Raw genomic sequence first — 13,280 nt, 5'->3', positions numbered from 1 at the left:
ATTTCTTTGGTACTACAATCTACCTTTTCTTGAATTTCTTTCGAAAGCTGATTACTCTGTATCTCTCTGCTATACTCTACACTCTTCCAATAGCCTTTCTGCTTGTCTAATCGCTCGCTCACGGCTTCTAACTTCTTTTTAAGAGTAATAACACTCATGAGGTGAAAAGTTGCTAATAACCCGATTGCTATTAAAATTAACCCTGTATCCATTTTTACTTACCTCCTAAATTCTTGTTTTAGTTGAATTACGCATTAATTACCTTTAATTTTTCTTCTACCTCTTGTAAGGTTCTACACTCACATATAAACTCACCGTCATAGGCTTTAACACATACCCAAGTCATTGTTTTTAAGTGAAAACTGTATTCTTTCCAAAAGTCTACATTATATTTTTCAGTTAAATATTTTCTAGTTATTCTAGCCATATTTCCCCCTTGATTTGGTTTCACAATTTCTACAGACTACCTTTTATTAGGCTTTAAAACTACATGTCCGTTTTCGTCTGCTCTCTCCAACAGTTTTCTACACCTCTTACATGTAACCTCTGAAGCATTACCTTCTTCAACCTTATCCTTTATATCCCATGTAGTGTTACATGCACTAATGATGTGCCAACCACCGTTATACACTTTAATACCAGCATGTACTAACTTATTTCTTTTTACTAAATTAACTCGTCCGTTAAACATTTTGTTCCTCCTTTAAACACCCTAGTACCTAAACTCCATAAGCTGCTTTGTATGAATGTTATAAAACACGAAGTTCCATGCATCCTTTCTCTCGAGCAAGAAATCATCTGCATTATATCCTTGCTCCGCTAAAAATTCCTTCTGATTTCTCGTTAACTTTTTCAACTTTTTCACTTTAATTCCCCCTTAGCTGTTTTGCATCTGAAGCTTGTCCTATTTTTAGATGATTTATTGTTTCCCTCATTGCTACAGGTAATAGCTCCATTTCCTTTTCTCTAGCCTGGATCACATCTATCTGCTTCAAGAATTGCCCTTTTGTTACTGTATTTACAGTATCCGCATCTGTTAAGGCTAATTCCTTTACCTGGGCTACACTTCCAAAGAATCGTTTTACTGGTTCTGAATGTTTTTCAAACTCTTCTGTAGTCATGTAACTCCCTTTACGAATCATCTTATAAGCTTCATTCCAGTATTCTATTGCCGTCTTGTCACTTTCTTGAGGTTTAACTATGCTAGTTGCTGCACTTCGAATATCATGAATAGTCGGTGGATAGCTACTTGACATAATAGCTTTCTTTACTGCAAACATACATAGCTTGTAATCTAGATCACCTAAGCACTCATGCCATATTTCTAGTAACATCTTGGCTTTATCTCTGTCTTTTAGCTTGTCATCAATACTTTTATAGTTGCTAGATAATAAAGTTAATAACTGAATTGTCTCGTTTTTCGTCACTGCTTGGCCTCCTTTGTGAATTAATAACTCTTTCTGCATATTTACACTGATTAATTACATATGGATGGTTAATGTCTTCACCTGCTGCTAACCAATCACCAATCCTTTTGTTAATATCCTCTAAAATTACAAGAGGTAACATATGGCTTACTTTGCAAAGGTCATCTATATTATTTATTTCAACCATTTTTACTCTTCCTCCCACATAGATTTAAGATTATCTAGGCTACTTCCACCACCTTGGTTGTAATTATGAGATGTCTTTAGTGGGAATATACCTTTCCAACTATTCATAATGCTTTGCTCCAGTATTCCTATTTTTTCATTTTCATTAGTAACAAGCCTATCTAACTTTTTAAGCATTAATTTCAATGCGTTACTTGTCATTGGAGCCTTAATTGCCTTACGCATCTTTACAAACTCATAAATAGCTCTCTGGAATTCTTCATTATCAGTGTAGTTTTGAATAATAATATCAAATTCAGTTACCTTTTTCTTTTTTATATTCTTATCTATATCTCTTTCTTCTTCTCTTTCTCTTTCTTCTTCTTTATCTATTGCGTTACTCTCCGTTACTGTAACGTTACCTGTAACGTTACTAGGTATTAACTTCTGTTTTTCTCTGCATTTTGCTACCCGTTTCCTTGTTTGCTCCCTAATCCTTTCAAGTCCTTCAGCATTTTGGTGTTCTTCCCAACCAGTAACTAATAAGGTTTCCTCCTTTTGTTGAATCATATTCAATCTACTTAGTGACCCTAGTGCCAAATTAACAGTACTAACTTCAAAGTCGAATTCAGCAGCCAACATTTCAGGTGTGTATGGTATATTTTCAGTTAGAAATATATAGCCATTACTATTGCACTTACCAGCTTTCGTAAGTAGCATTACCCATATTAAGATAATCTTATCGCCATCAGGTAGTCTCCTAAGATACTTTATCTTTGCATTATCAAACATATCTGTATTTATTCGAATCCACTTTACACCTTCCGCCATATGCTATCCTCCTTCACTATGTCTCTAACTTCATCACAGAAGTCATAAAACCCACAATCTTCACAATCCTTATTGTCGCAAGTTTGAGGATTATTCTCCCACCTTAGGAGAAGGTCATAAGCTCTTTCTTCCTTAGTCATATATCTCAACCTCTTCAAATGAATAGCACTCAACTTGTTTATTTTGAGTAATAAAAGCATTTTTTAGAATATAATACTTACCATCTTGTAGATCCGGAGAATAGAAGGCTTTATCTCCTATCCTCCTTTTCCAAGCTTGCCCTGTTCTCGCCACTGCCATGTTTATTCCTCCTCTACAATTTCTGCTTCTTGAAAGTCACTGAACGGAATTTCTTCATCAGATTCATTTTTCATCTTATCAAGAGCTGCATTCTTTTCTTTCATTTCCTTAAGTCGCATATCCCTTATTTCATCTAAGGACTTTCCGTAATAAGGTGATGTCATATCAGTGGCAAAATCAACATCATTAGAAGTTTGCCAAGCATTTATTTGTTCCAAGTTATCAAAGTTTAGTTGTATATGCTTACATAACCTTCTCAACACAGTTTTCTTGCACATCTCTCCAAAGGAATCAGCCCATGCTTTACCTTTAGGTTGTTTGCTAAATTTATCTCTAACAGTTTCAATCTCTTTTCTAGTCATAACCTCAACGTTGCTTGTCCCATCTTTATAAATTACAACTGCATAGGCTCCTAATATCTTTCCATCTGATAAACCTTGTCTATGAACAACCTTCTTATTTTCTCCATCAGTTTCAACATAAAATTCTTCATTTTCTTTTACAATCTGGGCATATATATTTTTAACTGGCCTTGCTGCAAAGTTTAATACAAGCTTTTCCTCTCCCTTATAATCTGTCATAAACTCCGGCTTTCCTCCGTAGGTAATCACATAACACTCTTTATTAGCAAAATCTAACCCCAGATATGCTCCTTTTATAATGCATCTAGCTAGGTTAAACTCTTGTCCTGCCATTTTACTTAGGTCTACCCCTTGTAATACTGTAAGTGCATTTTGCTTAAATCTTAAGGTGTTAAATCCCTTTGGGAATGCTTTCGCTTCTTTTTCAATCATTGTCATGAGCTGATTATTGGTATTTGATAAGACTAAATTATTTATATTTGCCATTCTTAAGCCCTCCAACATTCTTTATATTCAAGATACTCTTTTTCAGTAAGTTCCTTTGTTATGGATCCTGCTACTCTTCCGAATGTTTTTCCCATTGGTGTGTCGCATATAACAAAATCTCTAGGTTTTAAATTTTCATTGTCACTAGCTCTGAATGTATAATGCTTACCTCCAACAGCATGAATAACCTCGAACAATGTATATTGTTTTTTAGGTTCTTGAAATTTAAATCTTGCATACCCCGGTATTGCTATAGTTGAATTTATTAAATTTGAATAATTAGCTTTAATTGAAACTCCTCCATTTTCATTAATTACAACATATTCAATTCTTAAACCTTTATCAGTACAAACATAAACTCCTGGAATATTCCTTGCAATTACCTCCTGAAATGTGAACTCTGTTTGCTTTTCATATTCAACTATTTCATAACCTTCTTTTTTATACCAATGGGTATATGAATACCCTATAAAGCCAGTACCTTTAAAATTAAAGGTATATGCTGTTTCTTCTTTATAGCAGTTGTAAAAAGTAATATTTCTTGATCCATTCATCCACTTTAGCCCTCTGATATAACACTCTTCAATAAACTCTTTAGCTGCTTCTTCTGTTCTGCAATTAACAGCTATTTTTTCATTTTTAAATTTATCCCAATCAAATTTATTCATCCTCATTACCTCCAATTTTCTCTAATTCCCATTCACCGTACACAGTTCTATCAAATGCGCTGTGTTTAGTTTTAATATCTAAGTTATATAATCCTTGCCCACCATGTCGAATTACTGTTCCAATCATGTCAGTGTCTTTAACCTTAACTTTCTCACCAACTCTTAACATTCACATCCTCCTATGTTATAATCATCTTGAATAATTACTAATGGGTCTATCTGTTTACTTTGGTCGGTTACAGATAGGCTCTTCTTATCTTTGGCTCCTTTTACGGTGCATTGCATGTCTTCTATTCATCTCACTTCCTCTAGCCTGTAAATATTTCAAAGCTTCATCTTTACATATACTTTTCTTATCAATATCATGATTTACTTTTGCCATAAATTCACTCTTTGTTAGTGCTTTCTTCATAAGCTTGTCCTCCTAATATCCAACACTTTTTGCTAAAATATTAAATATTAAGCAGAATGTATATATAAATGTTATCCTTAGTGAATAATCTATAATGTTCCTCACTGTTTTCATTGCATTTACTTCCTTCCAATCTCAGTTGCACATTTGTGACATACATTCTTACCTCTGAAATTTTGCACATTGTTAGCTTCACANATTGGTTCTGTTTCAGTTACTTCAATTTCATCAAGTAAATCTAATTCCTCACCATCACAACTAGTCATATAAACTTGTACACAAGGTAATTGCTCGTCATGTTCAAATCTAATTCCATTAATGTCTATAACCTCAATAGTTGTTGTGTTTACTCTTATATCTGCATCTGTTGTTTTAACTCTCTTGCTCATTGCTATTCCTCTCTTTCTATAGTTGGTAATATCTCATGCTGCTTTAGTAAGTCATATAGGAACAGCCTCCCTTTTTGTGTCCATTTAGTAACCATTTTCACATCTGGAGTTCCATTGCTTCTTGTTATTGGAACTGTTTCGGAATGTGTATATCCTTTGCTATGGTGTTCTGAATATAGTAACCATTGGTCGCTCTGCTTATATTGCACACCTAGTTCATGCAGTAACTTATTAAAGGCTTGTCCGCTCATTCCATAGTCTTTAGCAATTTGAGTTATTGTAACTAAACCTTTATTTTTAAGAATGGTATCTGTATAATCTGCCTTAGGTTTTAACTCTCCAATAATCTGTTTTTGTTGCTTAGTTTCTAAAGTAAGTTTTTCAACTCTTGCTCTAGCAATTATTAAAGCTCTTTCCATTATCTTGTCTGGACTATTCCAATCTTTTTCCACCTGGATGAAATACTGTCTAGCCTGTTTACCTTTTTTACTTCTTTGGATCATTGCTATTTCTTTAGCCATGTCTAGTTTAATTTCAAAATCTGTTCCTGGTCTTCCACCATTACTTTCTTCCAAAATTGGAATAAAGTCTGTCTGTTCAGTAAAACCATATTCACACATTCTTTTAAACCATGTTGTAAAATTAGAGTTAATTTCTAAAAACTCATGTAACTCTCTGGCACTTAATGTTATGTCTTCACCAGTAGTTGTGACTTTAATTAAATCGTTCATACTTTACCTCCTTTTGTTTTATCCCCCAGTAAATGTTAGAATATTATTGGAAGGGGGTGATATTTATGAGTAAATGTCCACACTGCAATGCACCTGTATATGAAAGTCCACTTGCAACTTACTGCATGAAATGTGGCAAACTTTTAGAATTTAATACTTGCTCAGATTCTAACTGTTTTATCAACAGTCAAAAGATTGAACTGCCTGAATTTGCTTTATATTGTCCTATATGTGGAAAGGAAACGACATTAGCTACTAAAGAGCCTTTTTAATGTATTTAGTTTCACATCCACATTGTGTGCAAAATTTAGGGACTATGTGTTTAGGTAACTGTAAATTAATTGTATTTACATACCCACAATTATCACATTCACCTACGAACTGCTCTTGGACTTCCACTCCAGGAGTAGTTTTATTTTTTTCACTCATTTTTATTTCCTCCTATTCAACATCTCCACGAACTCTATGCCCTATCGGTAAACTTCTATCTAATCTTCTTAATGAAGAATATCCATCTTGAACCTTACCTATAGTAAGTGGCATTAACTCAGTTCTGTAAAACCATAATGTTTCTTCCACTATTACCTCTATCAAATCATCACCTCCTTAATTTTCTTTACCCTCTCACTGGAGCCGTTCCAATAATTACCCTCCTGAAGGAGCCGCTTGAATATTTTTTAGAATTTAGTCATTTTTCTTTAGTCATATGCATAAAGTATAATGACCAGTGTTTGTCCAATTTCCAATTTTAAAAATTTTTTATAAGGCTCATGCCTTACTACATGTCCACTATGAAACTTTCTTATTTCCTAAAACTACATCGGCAGCTTCTTTCCTTTTATCAACTCCGCTAAATGTATGAGTAACATAAATTTTCCTTTTACCATTTTTAATTGTTGCAGTTACCTTCATTTTCTTTCCCCTCCTCCGATAATTTCTTCAATTGATCTGTACTAATTCCTAAAGCTTTAGAGATTTTGCACGCTGTTTCAAAGTTTATTCCTCTTTTATTATTTAAAAATTGACTTAAAGTAGCCTCTCCAATTTCAGCTTTTCTGCATACTTCGGAATTAGTTAAACCTTTATCTTTAATGTACTTTTTTAACTTCATTGGCATGTACCTCCTTTCGATATCTTGTTCCGTTTCCGAAACTCTATATTTACATTCTATTTCGTTTCCGAAACAAAATCAATTATAGTCTATATCCTTTTATTGCCATTACATCAAATTAGCATGTAAATGCTCTATTTTGCTTTAATTTTCTTAATTTTATTCACATTATGAAAATAAATTATTTTCTTTTTTTGTTTCGTTGTCGGAATGTTTTTGTTTTATTTCGTTTCGTGAAGTGATATAATATTTTTATAGAATAAAGATTTAGGAGTGGATATTGTGGTTTCAATTTTAGGAGAAAACATAAAGCATATTAGAGAAGAAAAAAATCTATCAGTTAATGAACTAAGCAGAAAAGCAAAAGTTGGTGTAGCAACTATATCTCAGATAGAAACTGGAAAAAGACAAGGATTAAGGAGTGAAACATTAGAGAAAATAGCAATAGCACTTGAAGTTACTACAAACGATTTACTTAACATAAATGAGTATTCATATGAAATTAGTGATTTAAGTGAAGCAATTGATTTTATTTTATCTGATGATGAAATATCAATTGATAATATACAAATGACACAATCCGAAAAGGAACAATTTAAATTTGCTGTTGATATGGCTATTAATACTATAAGAAAAAATAGACAAAAGTAGGTGATTTAGAAACATGAAAAGAATAGCACTATATTGCAGAGTGTCTTCTGATGACCAACGAAAAAGGGAGACTATCGATAACCAAGTTGATATTTTACATGCCTATTCTGAAATGAAAGAAGATTGGATTATATGTAACGAATATCTTGATGATGGTATAAGTGGTACCATTGCATTTGAAGAAAGACCTGCGGGTAAAAGATTGATTGAAGATGCTAAAAAAGGCCTATTTGATGCTATTTTAGTATATAGAATAGATAGATTTGGAAGAGATACATTAAGCGGCTTGCGAGCAAGTGAATCATTAAGAAAATTCGAAGTTGAGATTATAAGTTATACGGAACCTTTTGATCTAAACACACCTACTGGTAGGTATCAATTTATTAACTATCTCAATATGGCTGAATTAGAGAGAAATAATATCTTAGATAGAATGTTTCTTGGTGCAACTAGAGCTGCTAAACAAGGTAAATGGTTGGGCGGTATAGTTCCATATGGTTATTATGTGAACAATGATGGTTATTTAGAGGTAAATGAAGATGAAGCTGTTATTGTTCGAAAAATGTTTGATATGTATGTTAATGAAGGAATGAATACAGTTGATATAGCTGTATATCTTAATACTGTAGGAGTACCATGTTTTAATAATTCAAGAAAATCTGGAAAAAGAAATACTGGAGTTGCTAGTTTATGGAGTACTGGTTCCATTCAAAGAATGTTATCTAATTCTACGTATATGGGAATACATGAGTATGGTAAGAGATCTAATAAAAGGAAAGAAACTATTAAAAGAGAAGTTCCACCAATTGTACCAATTGAGGTTTGGGAAAAAGCAGTTCAGAGCAGAAAAGAAAACATGAAAATGGCTAATAGAAATAGTCCTAATAGGACTTTTTTACTTAGAACTTTAATTAAGTGTGGAGAATGTGATAGAACTTACTATGGAGTTTTTTATAGAAAATCACCTTCTGTCTATTCATGTAGTAGTAAACAAAGTTCAATAAAAAAAATATATAACACTAATTGTCACAATATAAATTTAGTTGCTGATGATATTGAAGAATACATATGGGATATTTGTAGAGAGATATTATTAAATTATGATGATTATACTATTGAGCTTGATGATGAAAAAGAGCTTAAAAATTTAAATGAAGATTTAAATAACTTCAAAATTAAACTTGTTGAGCTTGAAGGAGAGAAGTCTAATATTTTAAAACTATTTAGACGAAACATTATAGATGAAAAAGAACTAGAACAGCAATTAAGTGATATTAGAAAAGACATAACTAGCTATGAAAGTATAATGACAGAAATAAACTCTAAAATTGACATTATTAAAAATAAAGAATCTGTTATTAATAAAAACAAATCTCAATTAGAACTATATAGAGATAGAGTTGAGAGTTTATCTGATGACGATAAAATAAAGATAATAAGGTTATTAATTAAGAGTATAGTAGTATCAACTAAAGTTGTTGACGGTTATAAGATTCCCGATATCCAGGTAATTTTGAATTCATCTGAGTTACTACTTGAACCCTCAAGGATTCATAGCTCCAATGAGCATAAATTTTGCAGGATACTCTATACTGCCATTAATCCTAGACAACTTAACCTTTTTATCTTCCATAGGCTGCCTTAAAACTTGCAGAGCCTTTTTATTAAACTCTAAAATTTCATCCAAAAACAATACCCCTTCATGAGCCAAAGATACCTCTCCCGCAATTGGAATTCTCCCTCCTCCAATAAGAGCAATATTTGTAATAGTATGATGTGGACTTCTAAACGGTCGATTTTTAATTATTTCATTTTCTCTTAATTCACCACTAACGCTATATATCTTCGTAACTTCAAGAGCTTCCTTCTCACTCAAGCTCGGCATGATAGAAATAATTCTTTCTGCCAGCATAGTTTTTCCAGCCCCAGGTGCACCATAAAGAATTACATTATGATTCCCCGCCACTGCCACTTCTAAAGCTCTTTTGGCAGCTTCTTGTCCAATGACATCTGCAAAATCATATTTATATTCACGAGATACCTCTATCGCCTTACTTCTTTCATAAGGCTTAACATCTTTATATGTTAAAAAATGAATTACCTCAGATAAGGTTCCCATTGGATATATATTTACACCACTTATACAAGCACATTCATTTCTATTTTCAAAAGATACAATGAAGTTTTTAATTCCATGTCTTTTACCTTCTATTATTATGGGTAATGCACCATTTATCTTGTTAATTTCTCCATTCAAAGATACTTCACCAATAAAAATAAATTCACTTAATTCCTCAATTAAAAGCTGATTGGTTGCAGCTAACACCCCCACCGCTATAGATAAATCATAGTGGGAGCCCTCTTTTCTTATGTGTGCTGGAGCTAAATTTACAGTTATTCTTCCAACCGGAAACTCTAATCCTGAATTAACAATTGCAGCTCTTACTCTTTCTTTGGATTCCTTCACCGCCATATCTCCTAAGCCTACTATATTAAAAACTGGCAATCCATAAGTTATATCAACCTCTACATTAATTAATACTCCTTCAACACCTGAAAAAGCTGCGCTCTTAATTTTAATCGACATTCCATCACCTCTACATTTTTTTCCATTTCCATAGCTGTATTATTGACCATTACCCTGTGTATAATCAAAATCATAAAATTTATGTGTTTAAAATCAAAATATTTTGTTCAATCTATTAATAAATTGTTTCTATAGTAGAGGAGATTAACATTGAAGATTTTAAATAAAGAAGTAGGAAATTACGGTGAAGATTTAAGCAAAAATTATCTAGTAGAAAATGGATATCTAATAATAGAAGAGAATTTTTCATGCACATTTGGTGAAATAGATATTATAGCTTTGCACGACAAATATCTTTGCTTTATTGAGGTTAAAACCAGGTATACCACCAAATTCGGCTTCCCCTTAGAAAGCATTACTCGTGCTAAACAAAGAAAAATTATAAAAACCGCTGAATATTTTATCTGCAAAAATAAACTCTTCAAACACTTTTGTAGATTTGACGCCTTAGAAGTTATCTTCACCGATAAATCTAATTTTCCCAAAATAAATCACATAAAAAATGCATTTTCATAACAATTATAACCTCCGTAAAGATTCATATAAAATTAACATATATATAAAAAATAGACTATAGAAAACTATAGTCTATTTTTATATATCTATTTTTCTAATATATTTCTTAAAAAACTCTCTCTATGAATTTCACAGCTGCCATGATTTAAGATTGCTTCGATATGTTCTTTGGTTCCATATCCCACATTTTTATCAAAATTATACTCGGGATATACTTTTCCGAATTTTTCCATCAAATTATCACGATACACCTTCGCAATTATAGATGCACAAGCTATTGCAGCACTTTTAGTATCACCTTTAATTACAGCCTCATTTCTATAAGCAAATTCTTTTATTGTATATCCATCTGATAAAACTAAATCCGGAACTATTGATAACCCATCAATGGCTTCCTTAAAAATCTCATTATTGCAAAAACCAATCCCTTTTTCATCAATCTCATCACTGGTTTTCATTGCAATAGAATAACTTACTGCCTTTTCCTTAATAATTTCACTAAGTTCTTCTCTAAGTTCCTTAGATAACTTTTTAGAATCATTTATTCTTAGAATTAAGTCCTCAGAATCCTCTGGAAGAATTACAGCTGCTGCAACAATAGGTCCAGCCAATGGACCTCTGCCAACTTCATCAACACCTGCTACCACTTTATGTCCAAAACTTTTATCAAAGTCATAAAAAGCCTTAACTCTTTCAATTTCATGCCTGTGATTAGTAATACTTTTTTGCACTGTATCACCTAATGCTCTAACATTTTTTCTATGGTCAGCAGATAAAATATTGTGTATTGCCTCATAATCCTTCTCATGGTGTACTATAGGATTTAAAGCCATAAAACCTCTTACTGCTGATTTAATGTCATTAAATCTCATAGTGCTAATTCCATTTAAAAATTCAATATTACTCATTCCTTTTTTCTTTATCAGGTACCTCTAATGAAATAGGCCCTAATTTACCCCCTCTAAATTCATCTAAGAGCATTACTGCAACTCTATTATAATCTATGTTTCCACCAGATATTATAGCACCTCTCTTTTTAGCTATTGCATCTAAATTCTCTAGAGGATTCTCTGCTAATTCCTTTAATTTATATCTTTCAATTAATCTTTCACTATGGGTATTTTGAAGTCTCTCAACAAGCTTTAAAGCTAACTCCTCAATGTCCATAATCTCATCTTTAATGGCACCAGTGAACGCTAAATTTAATCCAACTGTTTCATCTTCAAATTTAGGCCATAAAACCCCTGGAGTATCCATCATTTCTATACCTATTTTTGTTTTTATCCACTGTTTATTTTTTGTTACACCAGGTCTATCCCCTGTTTTAGCTATATTGTTTTTAGCCATTTTATTTATAAATGTAGATTTTCCAACGTTAGGTATTCCTACTACCATTACTCTTGTTATGATATTTACAACACCTTTAGCTCTCATTCTATCATGTTTTTCTTTTAATAATTCATCTAAAGTTGGCTTTATTTTATTAAGACCTGCTCCTGTAATACAGTTAACAGATAAAACTCTTGTATTTTCGTTAGATAAGCTTTTTACCCACTGTTTAGTAACTCCAGCATCACTAAGATCACTTTTATTAAATAAAATCAGCCTCGGTTTACCACTACAAATTTCTTCTATGTTAGGGTTAGAGCTTGAGTATGCAATTCTAGCATCTCTTATTTCTATAACAGCATCAACTAGCTTTAAATTTTCTTTTATCTCTCTGCGGGTTTTGGCCATATGACCAGGAAACCAGTTTATACTCATTTTTTTCACTCCTGTATTTTAATTTAGAATTAATAATTAATAATGTAGAATGATGGATGAAATTCCTTTGGAATTTCTTATATTTTATCTTACAGTTTTAAAACCTTACTTAAATGTCTCTAATACACCTAAAATCATTTAGTATATTGCCTTTGAAAAACTCCTCTACTTTCTATTTGAAAAACCTTAATTGGTATTTCTTGGAATACTATAAGGAAAAACTTCATTCATTCTTAATTCTGCATTCCATCATTCTTAATTAGAACTACCTGCTTCGTGCTATTAACTTTGAAGTAGTAAGTTCACCTTAAAAATTATGATTCTTTACTAATATTCTCATATTTAAATGTTATTATAATAAAAAAAGGGACTTAAACAGTCCCATTTTTCTTACATTCTCTCTTTAACTTTAGCAGCTTTACCTACTCTGTCTCTTAAGTAGTAAAGTTTAGCTCTTCTTACTTTACCTTTTCTTACTACTTCAACTTTTTCTATAACTGGAGAGTTAATAGGGAAAGTCTTCTCAACGCCAACACCTGATGCAAATCTTCTTACAGTGAAAGTCTCTCTAGCTCCACCGTTTTGTTTCTTAAGAACAGTTCCTTCGAAAACCTGAACTCTCTCTTTGTTACCCTCTTTAATTTTGATGTGAACTTTAATTGTATCTCCAACTTGGAACTCAACTAAATCATTTCTTAATTGTTCTGCTTCTATAGCTCTTATTATATCTAACATTGTGCATTCCCTCCTAAATTTTAATATGACGTTCTTAACACACTCCGTGACAGAGGACCGCCCGTACTAGCACAATCCTCATTTTAACATAGTTAATTTCATTTTGCAACATTATTTATTATTAAAACACAAATGATAACTTTAC

General features: G+C 32.2%; 26 protein-coding genes. 4 read left to right on the top strand and 22 right to left on the bottom strand.

The genetic code is table 11. The features are described 5' to 3' along the window. From BN1075_RS03895 to BN1075_RS03850, 14 genes are all read right to left on the bottom strand, one after another. Positions 1–212 (bottom strand): hypothetical protein (locus tag BN1075_RS03895; protein WP_040191715.1); only part of this gene is annotated, 212 nt, incomplete at its 3' end. Positions 213–247: 35 nt separating this feature from the next. After that, positions 248–427: a hypothetical protein gene (locus BN1075_RS03890; protein WP_040191714.1), complete on the bottom strand. Its 180-nt coding sequence runs from the start codon at positions 425–427 to the stop codon at positions 248–250. 36 nt (positions 428–463) lie between these two features. Then, positions 464–691 carry a hypothetical protein gene (locus BN1075_RS03885; protein ID WP_040191713.1) on the bottom strand — a complete coding sequence of 76 codons (228 nt, stop codon included), beginning with the start codon at positions 689–691 and terminating at the stop codon, positions 464–466. A 21-nt stretch (positions 692–712) separates the two neighbouring features. After that, positions 713–865, bottom strand: a complete 153-nt coding sequence (locus BN1075_RS21430; protein ID WP_156132742.1) for a DUF6906 family protein — start codon at positions 863–865, stop codon at positions 713–715. 1 nt (position 866) lies between these two features. Beyond that, positions 867–1,427: a replicative helicase loader/inhibitor gene (locus tag BN1075_RS03880; protein WP_040191712.1), complete on the bottom strand. Its 561-nt coding sequence runs from the start codon at positions 1,425–1,427 to the stop codon at positions 867–869. Further along, complete coding sequence (locus BN1075_RS03875) at positions 1,384–1,614, bottom strand: DUF6877 family protein (protein WP_040191711.1); 231 nt, start codon at positions 1,612–1,614, stop codon at positions 1,384–1,386. Before BN1075_RS03875 ends, BN1075_RS03880 begins: the two co-directional genes overlap by 44 nt. A 2-nt stretch (positions 1,615–1,616) precedes the next feature. After that, positions 1,617–2,423, bottom strand: a complete 807-nt coding sequence (locus tag BN1075_RS03870; RefSeq protein WP_052406371.1) for a phage replisome organizer N-terminal domain-containing protein — start codon at positions 2,421–2,423, stop codon at positions 1,617–1,619. Then, a complete protein-coding gene (locus tag BN1075_RS21425; protein WP_156132740.1) occupies positions 2,408–2,563 on the bottom strand; it encodes a hypothetical protein in 156 nt (51 codons plus the stop codon). Before BN1075_RS21425 ends, BN1075_RS03870 begins: the two co-directional genes overlap by 16 nt. Beyond that, positions 2,556–2,723: a hypothetical protein gene (locus BN1075_RS21420; RefSeq protein ID WP_156132738.1), complete on the bottom strand. Its 168-nt coding sequence runs from the start codon at positions 2,721–2,723 to the stop codon at positions 2,556–2,558. The genes BN1075_RS21425 and BN1075_RS21420 overlap by 8 nt, the downstream gene beginning before the upstream one ends. Positions 2,724–2,725: 2 nt before the next feature. Continuing rightward, positions 2,726–3,571 carry a RecT family recombinase gene (locus BN1075_RS03865; RefSeq protein WP_042386887.1) on the bottom strand — a complete coding sequence of 282 codons (846 nt, stop codon included), beginning with the start codon at positions 3,569–3,571 and terminating at the stop codon, positions 2,726–2,728. 2 nt (positions 3,572–3,573) lie between these two features. Continuing rightward, positions 3,574–4,239 carry a hypothetical protein gene (locus tag BN1075_RS20560; RefSeq protein ID WP_052406370.1) on the bottom strand — a complete coding sequence of 222 codons (666 nt, stop codon included), beginning with the start codon at positions 4,237–4,239 and terminating at the stop codon, positions 3,574–3,576. Beyond that, a complete protein-coding gene (locus tag BN1075_RS21415; RefSeq protein WP_156132736.1) occupies positions 4,232–4,408 on the bottom strand; it encodes a hypothetical protein in 177 nt (58 codons plus the stop codon). The genes BN1075_RS20560 and BN1075_RS21415 overlap by 8 nt, the downstream gene beginning before the upstream one ends. Before the next feature lie 84 nt (positions 4,409–4,492). Further along, positions 4,493–4,651, bottom strand: coding sequence for a hypothetical protein (locus BN1075_RS21410; protein WP_156132734.1), 159 nt, complete (start codon positions 4,649–4,651; stop codon positions 4,493–4,495). A gap of 391 nt (positions 4,652–5,042) precedes the next feature. Continuing rightward, positions 5,043–5,771 (bottom strand): phage antirepressor KilAC domain-containing protein, encoded by a 729-nt coding sequence (locus BN1075_RS03850; protein ID WP_040191709.1) that lies wholly within the window; start codon positions 5,769–5,771, stop codon positions 5,043–5,045. 65 nt (positions 5,772–5,836) lie between these two features. Here BN1075_RS03850 and BN1075_RS03845 point away from each other — a divergent pair, with 65 nt between their 5' ends. Then, positions 5,837–6,043, top strand: a complete 207-nt coding sequence (locus BN1075_RS03845; RefSeq protein WP_040191708.1) for a hypothetical protein — start codon at positions 5,837–5,839, stop codon at positions 6,041–6,043. Here the strand turns inward: BN1075_RS03845 and BN1075_RS21405 are convergent. From BN1075_RS21405 to BN1075_RS03840, 4 genes are all read right to left on the bottom strand, one after another. Then, a complete protein-coding gene (locus tag BN1075_RS21405; RefSeq protein WP_156132732.1) occupies positions 6,027–6,200 on the bottom strand; it encodes a hypothetical protein in 174 nt (57 codons plus the stop codon). The genes BN1075_RS03845 and BN1075_RS21405 overlap by 17 nt on opposite strands. A 12-nt stretch (positions 6,201–6,212) precedes the next feature. After that, entirely contained in the window at positions 6,213–6,365 is a 153-nt protein-coding gene (locus BN1075_RS21400; RefSeq protein ID WP_156132730.1) for a hypothetical protein, read from the bottom strand. Positions 6,366–6,560: 195 nt separating this feature from the next. Next, positions 6,561–6,683, bottom strand: coding sequence for a hypothetical protein (locus BN1075_RS22325; RefSeq protein WP_268871532.1), 123 nt, complete (start codon positions 6,681–6,683; stop codon positions 6,561–6,563). Continuing rightward, on the bottom strand, positions 6,661–6,882 hold the full coding sequence (locus BN1075_RS03840) for a helix-turn-helix transcriptional regulator (RefSeq protein ID WP_040191707.1): 222 nt from the start codon (positions 6,880–6,882) through the stop codon (positions 6,661–6,663). The genes BN1075_RS22325 and BN1075_RS03840 overlap by 23 nt, the downstream gene beginning before the upstream one ends. Before the next feature lie 282 nt (positions 6,883–7,164). Between BN1075_RS03840 and BN1075_RS03835 the strand changes: the two genes are divergently transcribed. Both BN1075_RS03835 and BN1075_RS03830 read left to right on the top strand, forming a co-directional pair. Continuing rightward, entirely contained in the window at positions 7,165–7,533 is a 369-nt protein-coding gene (locus BN1075_RS03835) for a helix-turn-helix domain-containing protein (RefSeq protein WP_042386885.1), read from the top strand. 13 nt (positions 7,534–7,546) lie between these two features. Beyond that, positions 7,547–9,178, top strand: coding sequence for a recombinase family protein (locus BN1075_RS03830; RefSeq protein WP_052406369.1), 1,632 nt, complete (start codon positions 7,547–7,549; stop codon positions 9,176–9,178). On the opposite strand, the gene BN1075_RS03825 is transcribed toward BN1075_RS03830, so the two are convergent. Further along, positions 9,077–10,120, bottom strand: a complete 1,044-nt coding sequence (locus tag BN1075_RS03825) for a YifB family Mg chelatase-like AAA ATPase (RefSeq protein WP_040191790.1) — start codon at positions 10,118–10,120, stop codon at positions 9,077–9,079. The genes BN1075_RS03830 and BN1075_RS03825 overlap by 102 nt on opposite strands. A gap of 150 nt (positions 10,121–10,270) precedes the next feature. On the opposite strand from BN1075_RS03825, the gene BN1075_RS03820 reads away from it, so the two are divergent. Then, positions 10,271–10,636, top strand: coding sequence for a YraN family protein (locus BN1075_RS03820; protein ID WP_040191706.1), 366 nt, complete (start codon positions 10,271–10,273; stop codon positions 10,634–10,636). An 86-nt stretch (positions 10,637–10,722) separates the two neighbouring features. On the opposite strand, the gene BN1075_RS03815 is transcribed toward BN1075_RS03820, so the two are convergent. From BN1075_RS03815 to rplS, 3 genes are all read right to left on the bottom strand, one after another. Beyond that, complete coding sequence (locus BN1075_RS03815; RefSeq protein WP_235777751.1) at positions 10,723–11,469, bottom strand: ribonuclease HII; 747 nt, start codon at positions 11,467–11,469, stop codon at positions 10,723–10,725. 67 nt (positions 11,470–11,536) lie between these two features. Then, on the bottom strand, positions 11,537–12,400 hold the full coding sequence (ylqF, locus tag BN1075_RS03810; RefSeq protein ID WP_040191704.1) for a ribosome biogenesis GTPase YlqF: 864 nt from the start codon (positions 12,398–12,400) through the stop codon (positions 11,537–11,539). Between the two features lie 390 nt (positions 12,401–12,790). Beyond that, positions 12,791–13,135: a 50S ribosomal protein L19 gene (gene rplS / locus BN1075_RS03805; RefSeq protein ID WP_040191703.1), complete on the bottom strand. Its 345-nt coding sequence runs from the start codon at positions 13,133–13,135 to the stop codon at positions 12,791–12,793. Positions 13,136–13,280: the final 145 nt, after the last annotated feature.

It is taken from the genome of Clostridium culturomicium, assembly GCF_000821305.1.
Lineage (GTDB): Bacteria > Bacillota > Clostridia > Clostridiales > Clostridiaceae > Clostridium_J > Clostridium_J culturomicium.
The sequence above is the reverse complement of the archived record's forward strand: the minus strand, read 5'-3'. Positions and strand labels throughout refer to the sequence as shown.

Bases quoted from the DNA above. Each gene is read 5' to 3' on its own strand.
- BN1075_RS03890 (WP_040191714.1), bottom strand. From the start codon at position 427: ATGGCTAGAATAACTAGAAAATATTTAACTGAAAAATATAATGTAGAC.
- BN1075_RS03885 (WP_040191713.1), bottom strand. From the start codon at position 691: ATGTTTAACGGACGAGTTAATTTAGTAAAAAGAAATAAGTTAGTACAT.
- BN1075_RS03875 (WP_040191711.1), bottom strand. From the start codon at position 1,614: ATGGTTGAAATAAATAATATAGATGACCTTTGCAAAGTAAGCCATATG.
- BN1075_RS03870 (WP_052406371.1), bottom strand. From the start codon at position 2,423: ATGGCGGAAGGTGTAAAGTGGATTCGAATAAATACAGATATGTTTGAT.
- BN1075_RS21425 (WP_156132740.1), bottom strand. From the start codon at position 2,563: ATGACTAAGGAAGAAAGAGCTTATGACCTTCTCCTAAGGTGGGAGAAT.
- BN1075_RS21420 (WP_156132738.1), bottom strand. From the start codon at position 2,723: ATGGCAGTGGCGAGAACAGGGCAAGCTTGGAAAAGGAGGATAGGAGAT.
- BN1075_RS03865 (WP_042386887.1), bottom strand. From the start codon at position 3,571: ATGGCAAATATAAATAATTTAGTCTTATCAAATACCAATAATCAGCTC.
- BN1075_RS20560 (WP_052406370.1), bottom strand. From the start codon at position 4,239: ATGAATAAATTTGATTGGGATAAATTTAAAAATGAAAAAATAGCTGTT.
- BN1075_RS21415 (WP_156132736.1), bottom strand. From the start codon at position 4,408: ATGTTAAGAGTTGGTGAGAAAGTTAAGGTTAAAGACACTGACATGATT.
- BN1075_RS21410 (WP_156132734.1), bottom strand. From the start codon at position 4,651: ATGAAGAAAGCACTAACAAAGAGTGAATTTATGGCAAAAGTAAATCAT.
- BN1075_RS03850 (WP_040191709.1), bottom strand. From the start codon at position 5,771: ATGAACGATTTAATTAAAGTCACAACTACTGGTGAAGACATAACATTA.
- BN1075_RS03845 (WP_040191708.1), top strand. From the start codon at position 5,837: ATGAGTAAATGTCCACACTGCAATGCACCTGTATATGAAAGTCCACTT.
- BN1075_RS21405 (WP_156132732.1), bottom strand. From the start codon at position 6,200: ATGAGTGAAAAAAATAAAACTACTCCTGGAGTGGAAGTCCAAGAGCAG.
- BN1075_RS22325 (WP_268871532.1), bottom strand. From the start codon at position 6,683: ATGAAGGTAACTGCAACAATTAAAAATGGTAAAAGGAAAATTTATGTT.
- BN1075_RS03840 (WP_040191707.1), bottom strand. From the start codon at position 6,882: ATGAAGTTAAAAAAGTACATTAAAGATAAAGGTTTAACTAATTCCGAA.
- BN1075_RS03830 (WP_052406369.1), top strand. From the start codon at position 7,547: ATGAAAAGAATAGCACTATATTGCAGAGTGTCTTCTGATGACCAACGA.
- BN1075_RS03825 (WP_040191790.1), bottom strand. From the start codon at position 10,120: ATGTCGATTAAAATTAAGAGCGCAGCTTTTTCAGGTGTTGAAGGAGTA.
- BN1075_RS03815 (WP_235777751.1), bottom strand. From the start codon at position 11,469: ATGGCTTTAAATCCTATAGTACACCATGAGAAGGATTATGAGGCAATA.
- ylqF (WP_040191704.1), bottom strand. From the start codon at position 12,400: ATGAGTATAAACTGGTTTCCTGGTCATATGGCCAAAACCCGCAGAGAG.
- rplS (WP_040191703.1), bottom strand. From the start codon at position 13,135: ATGTTAGATATAATAAGAGCTATAGAAGCAGAACAATTAAGAAATGAT.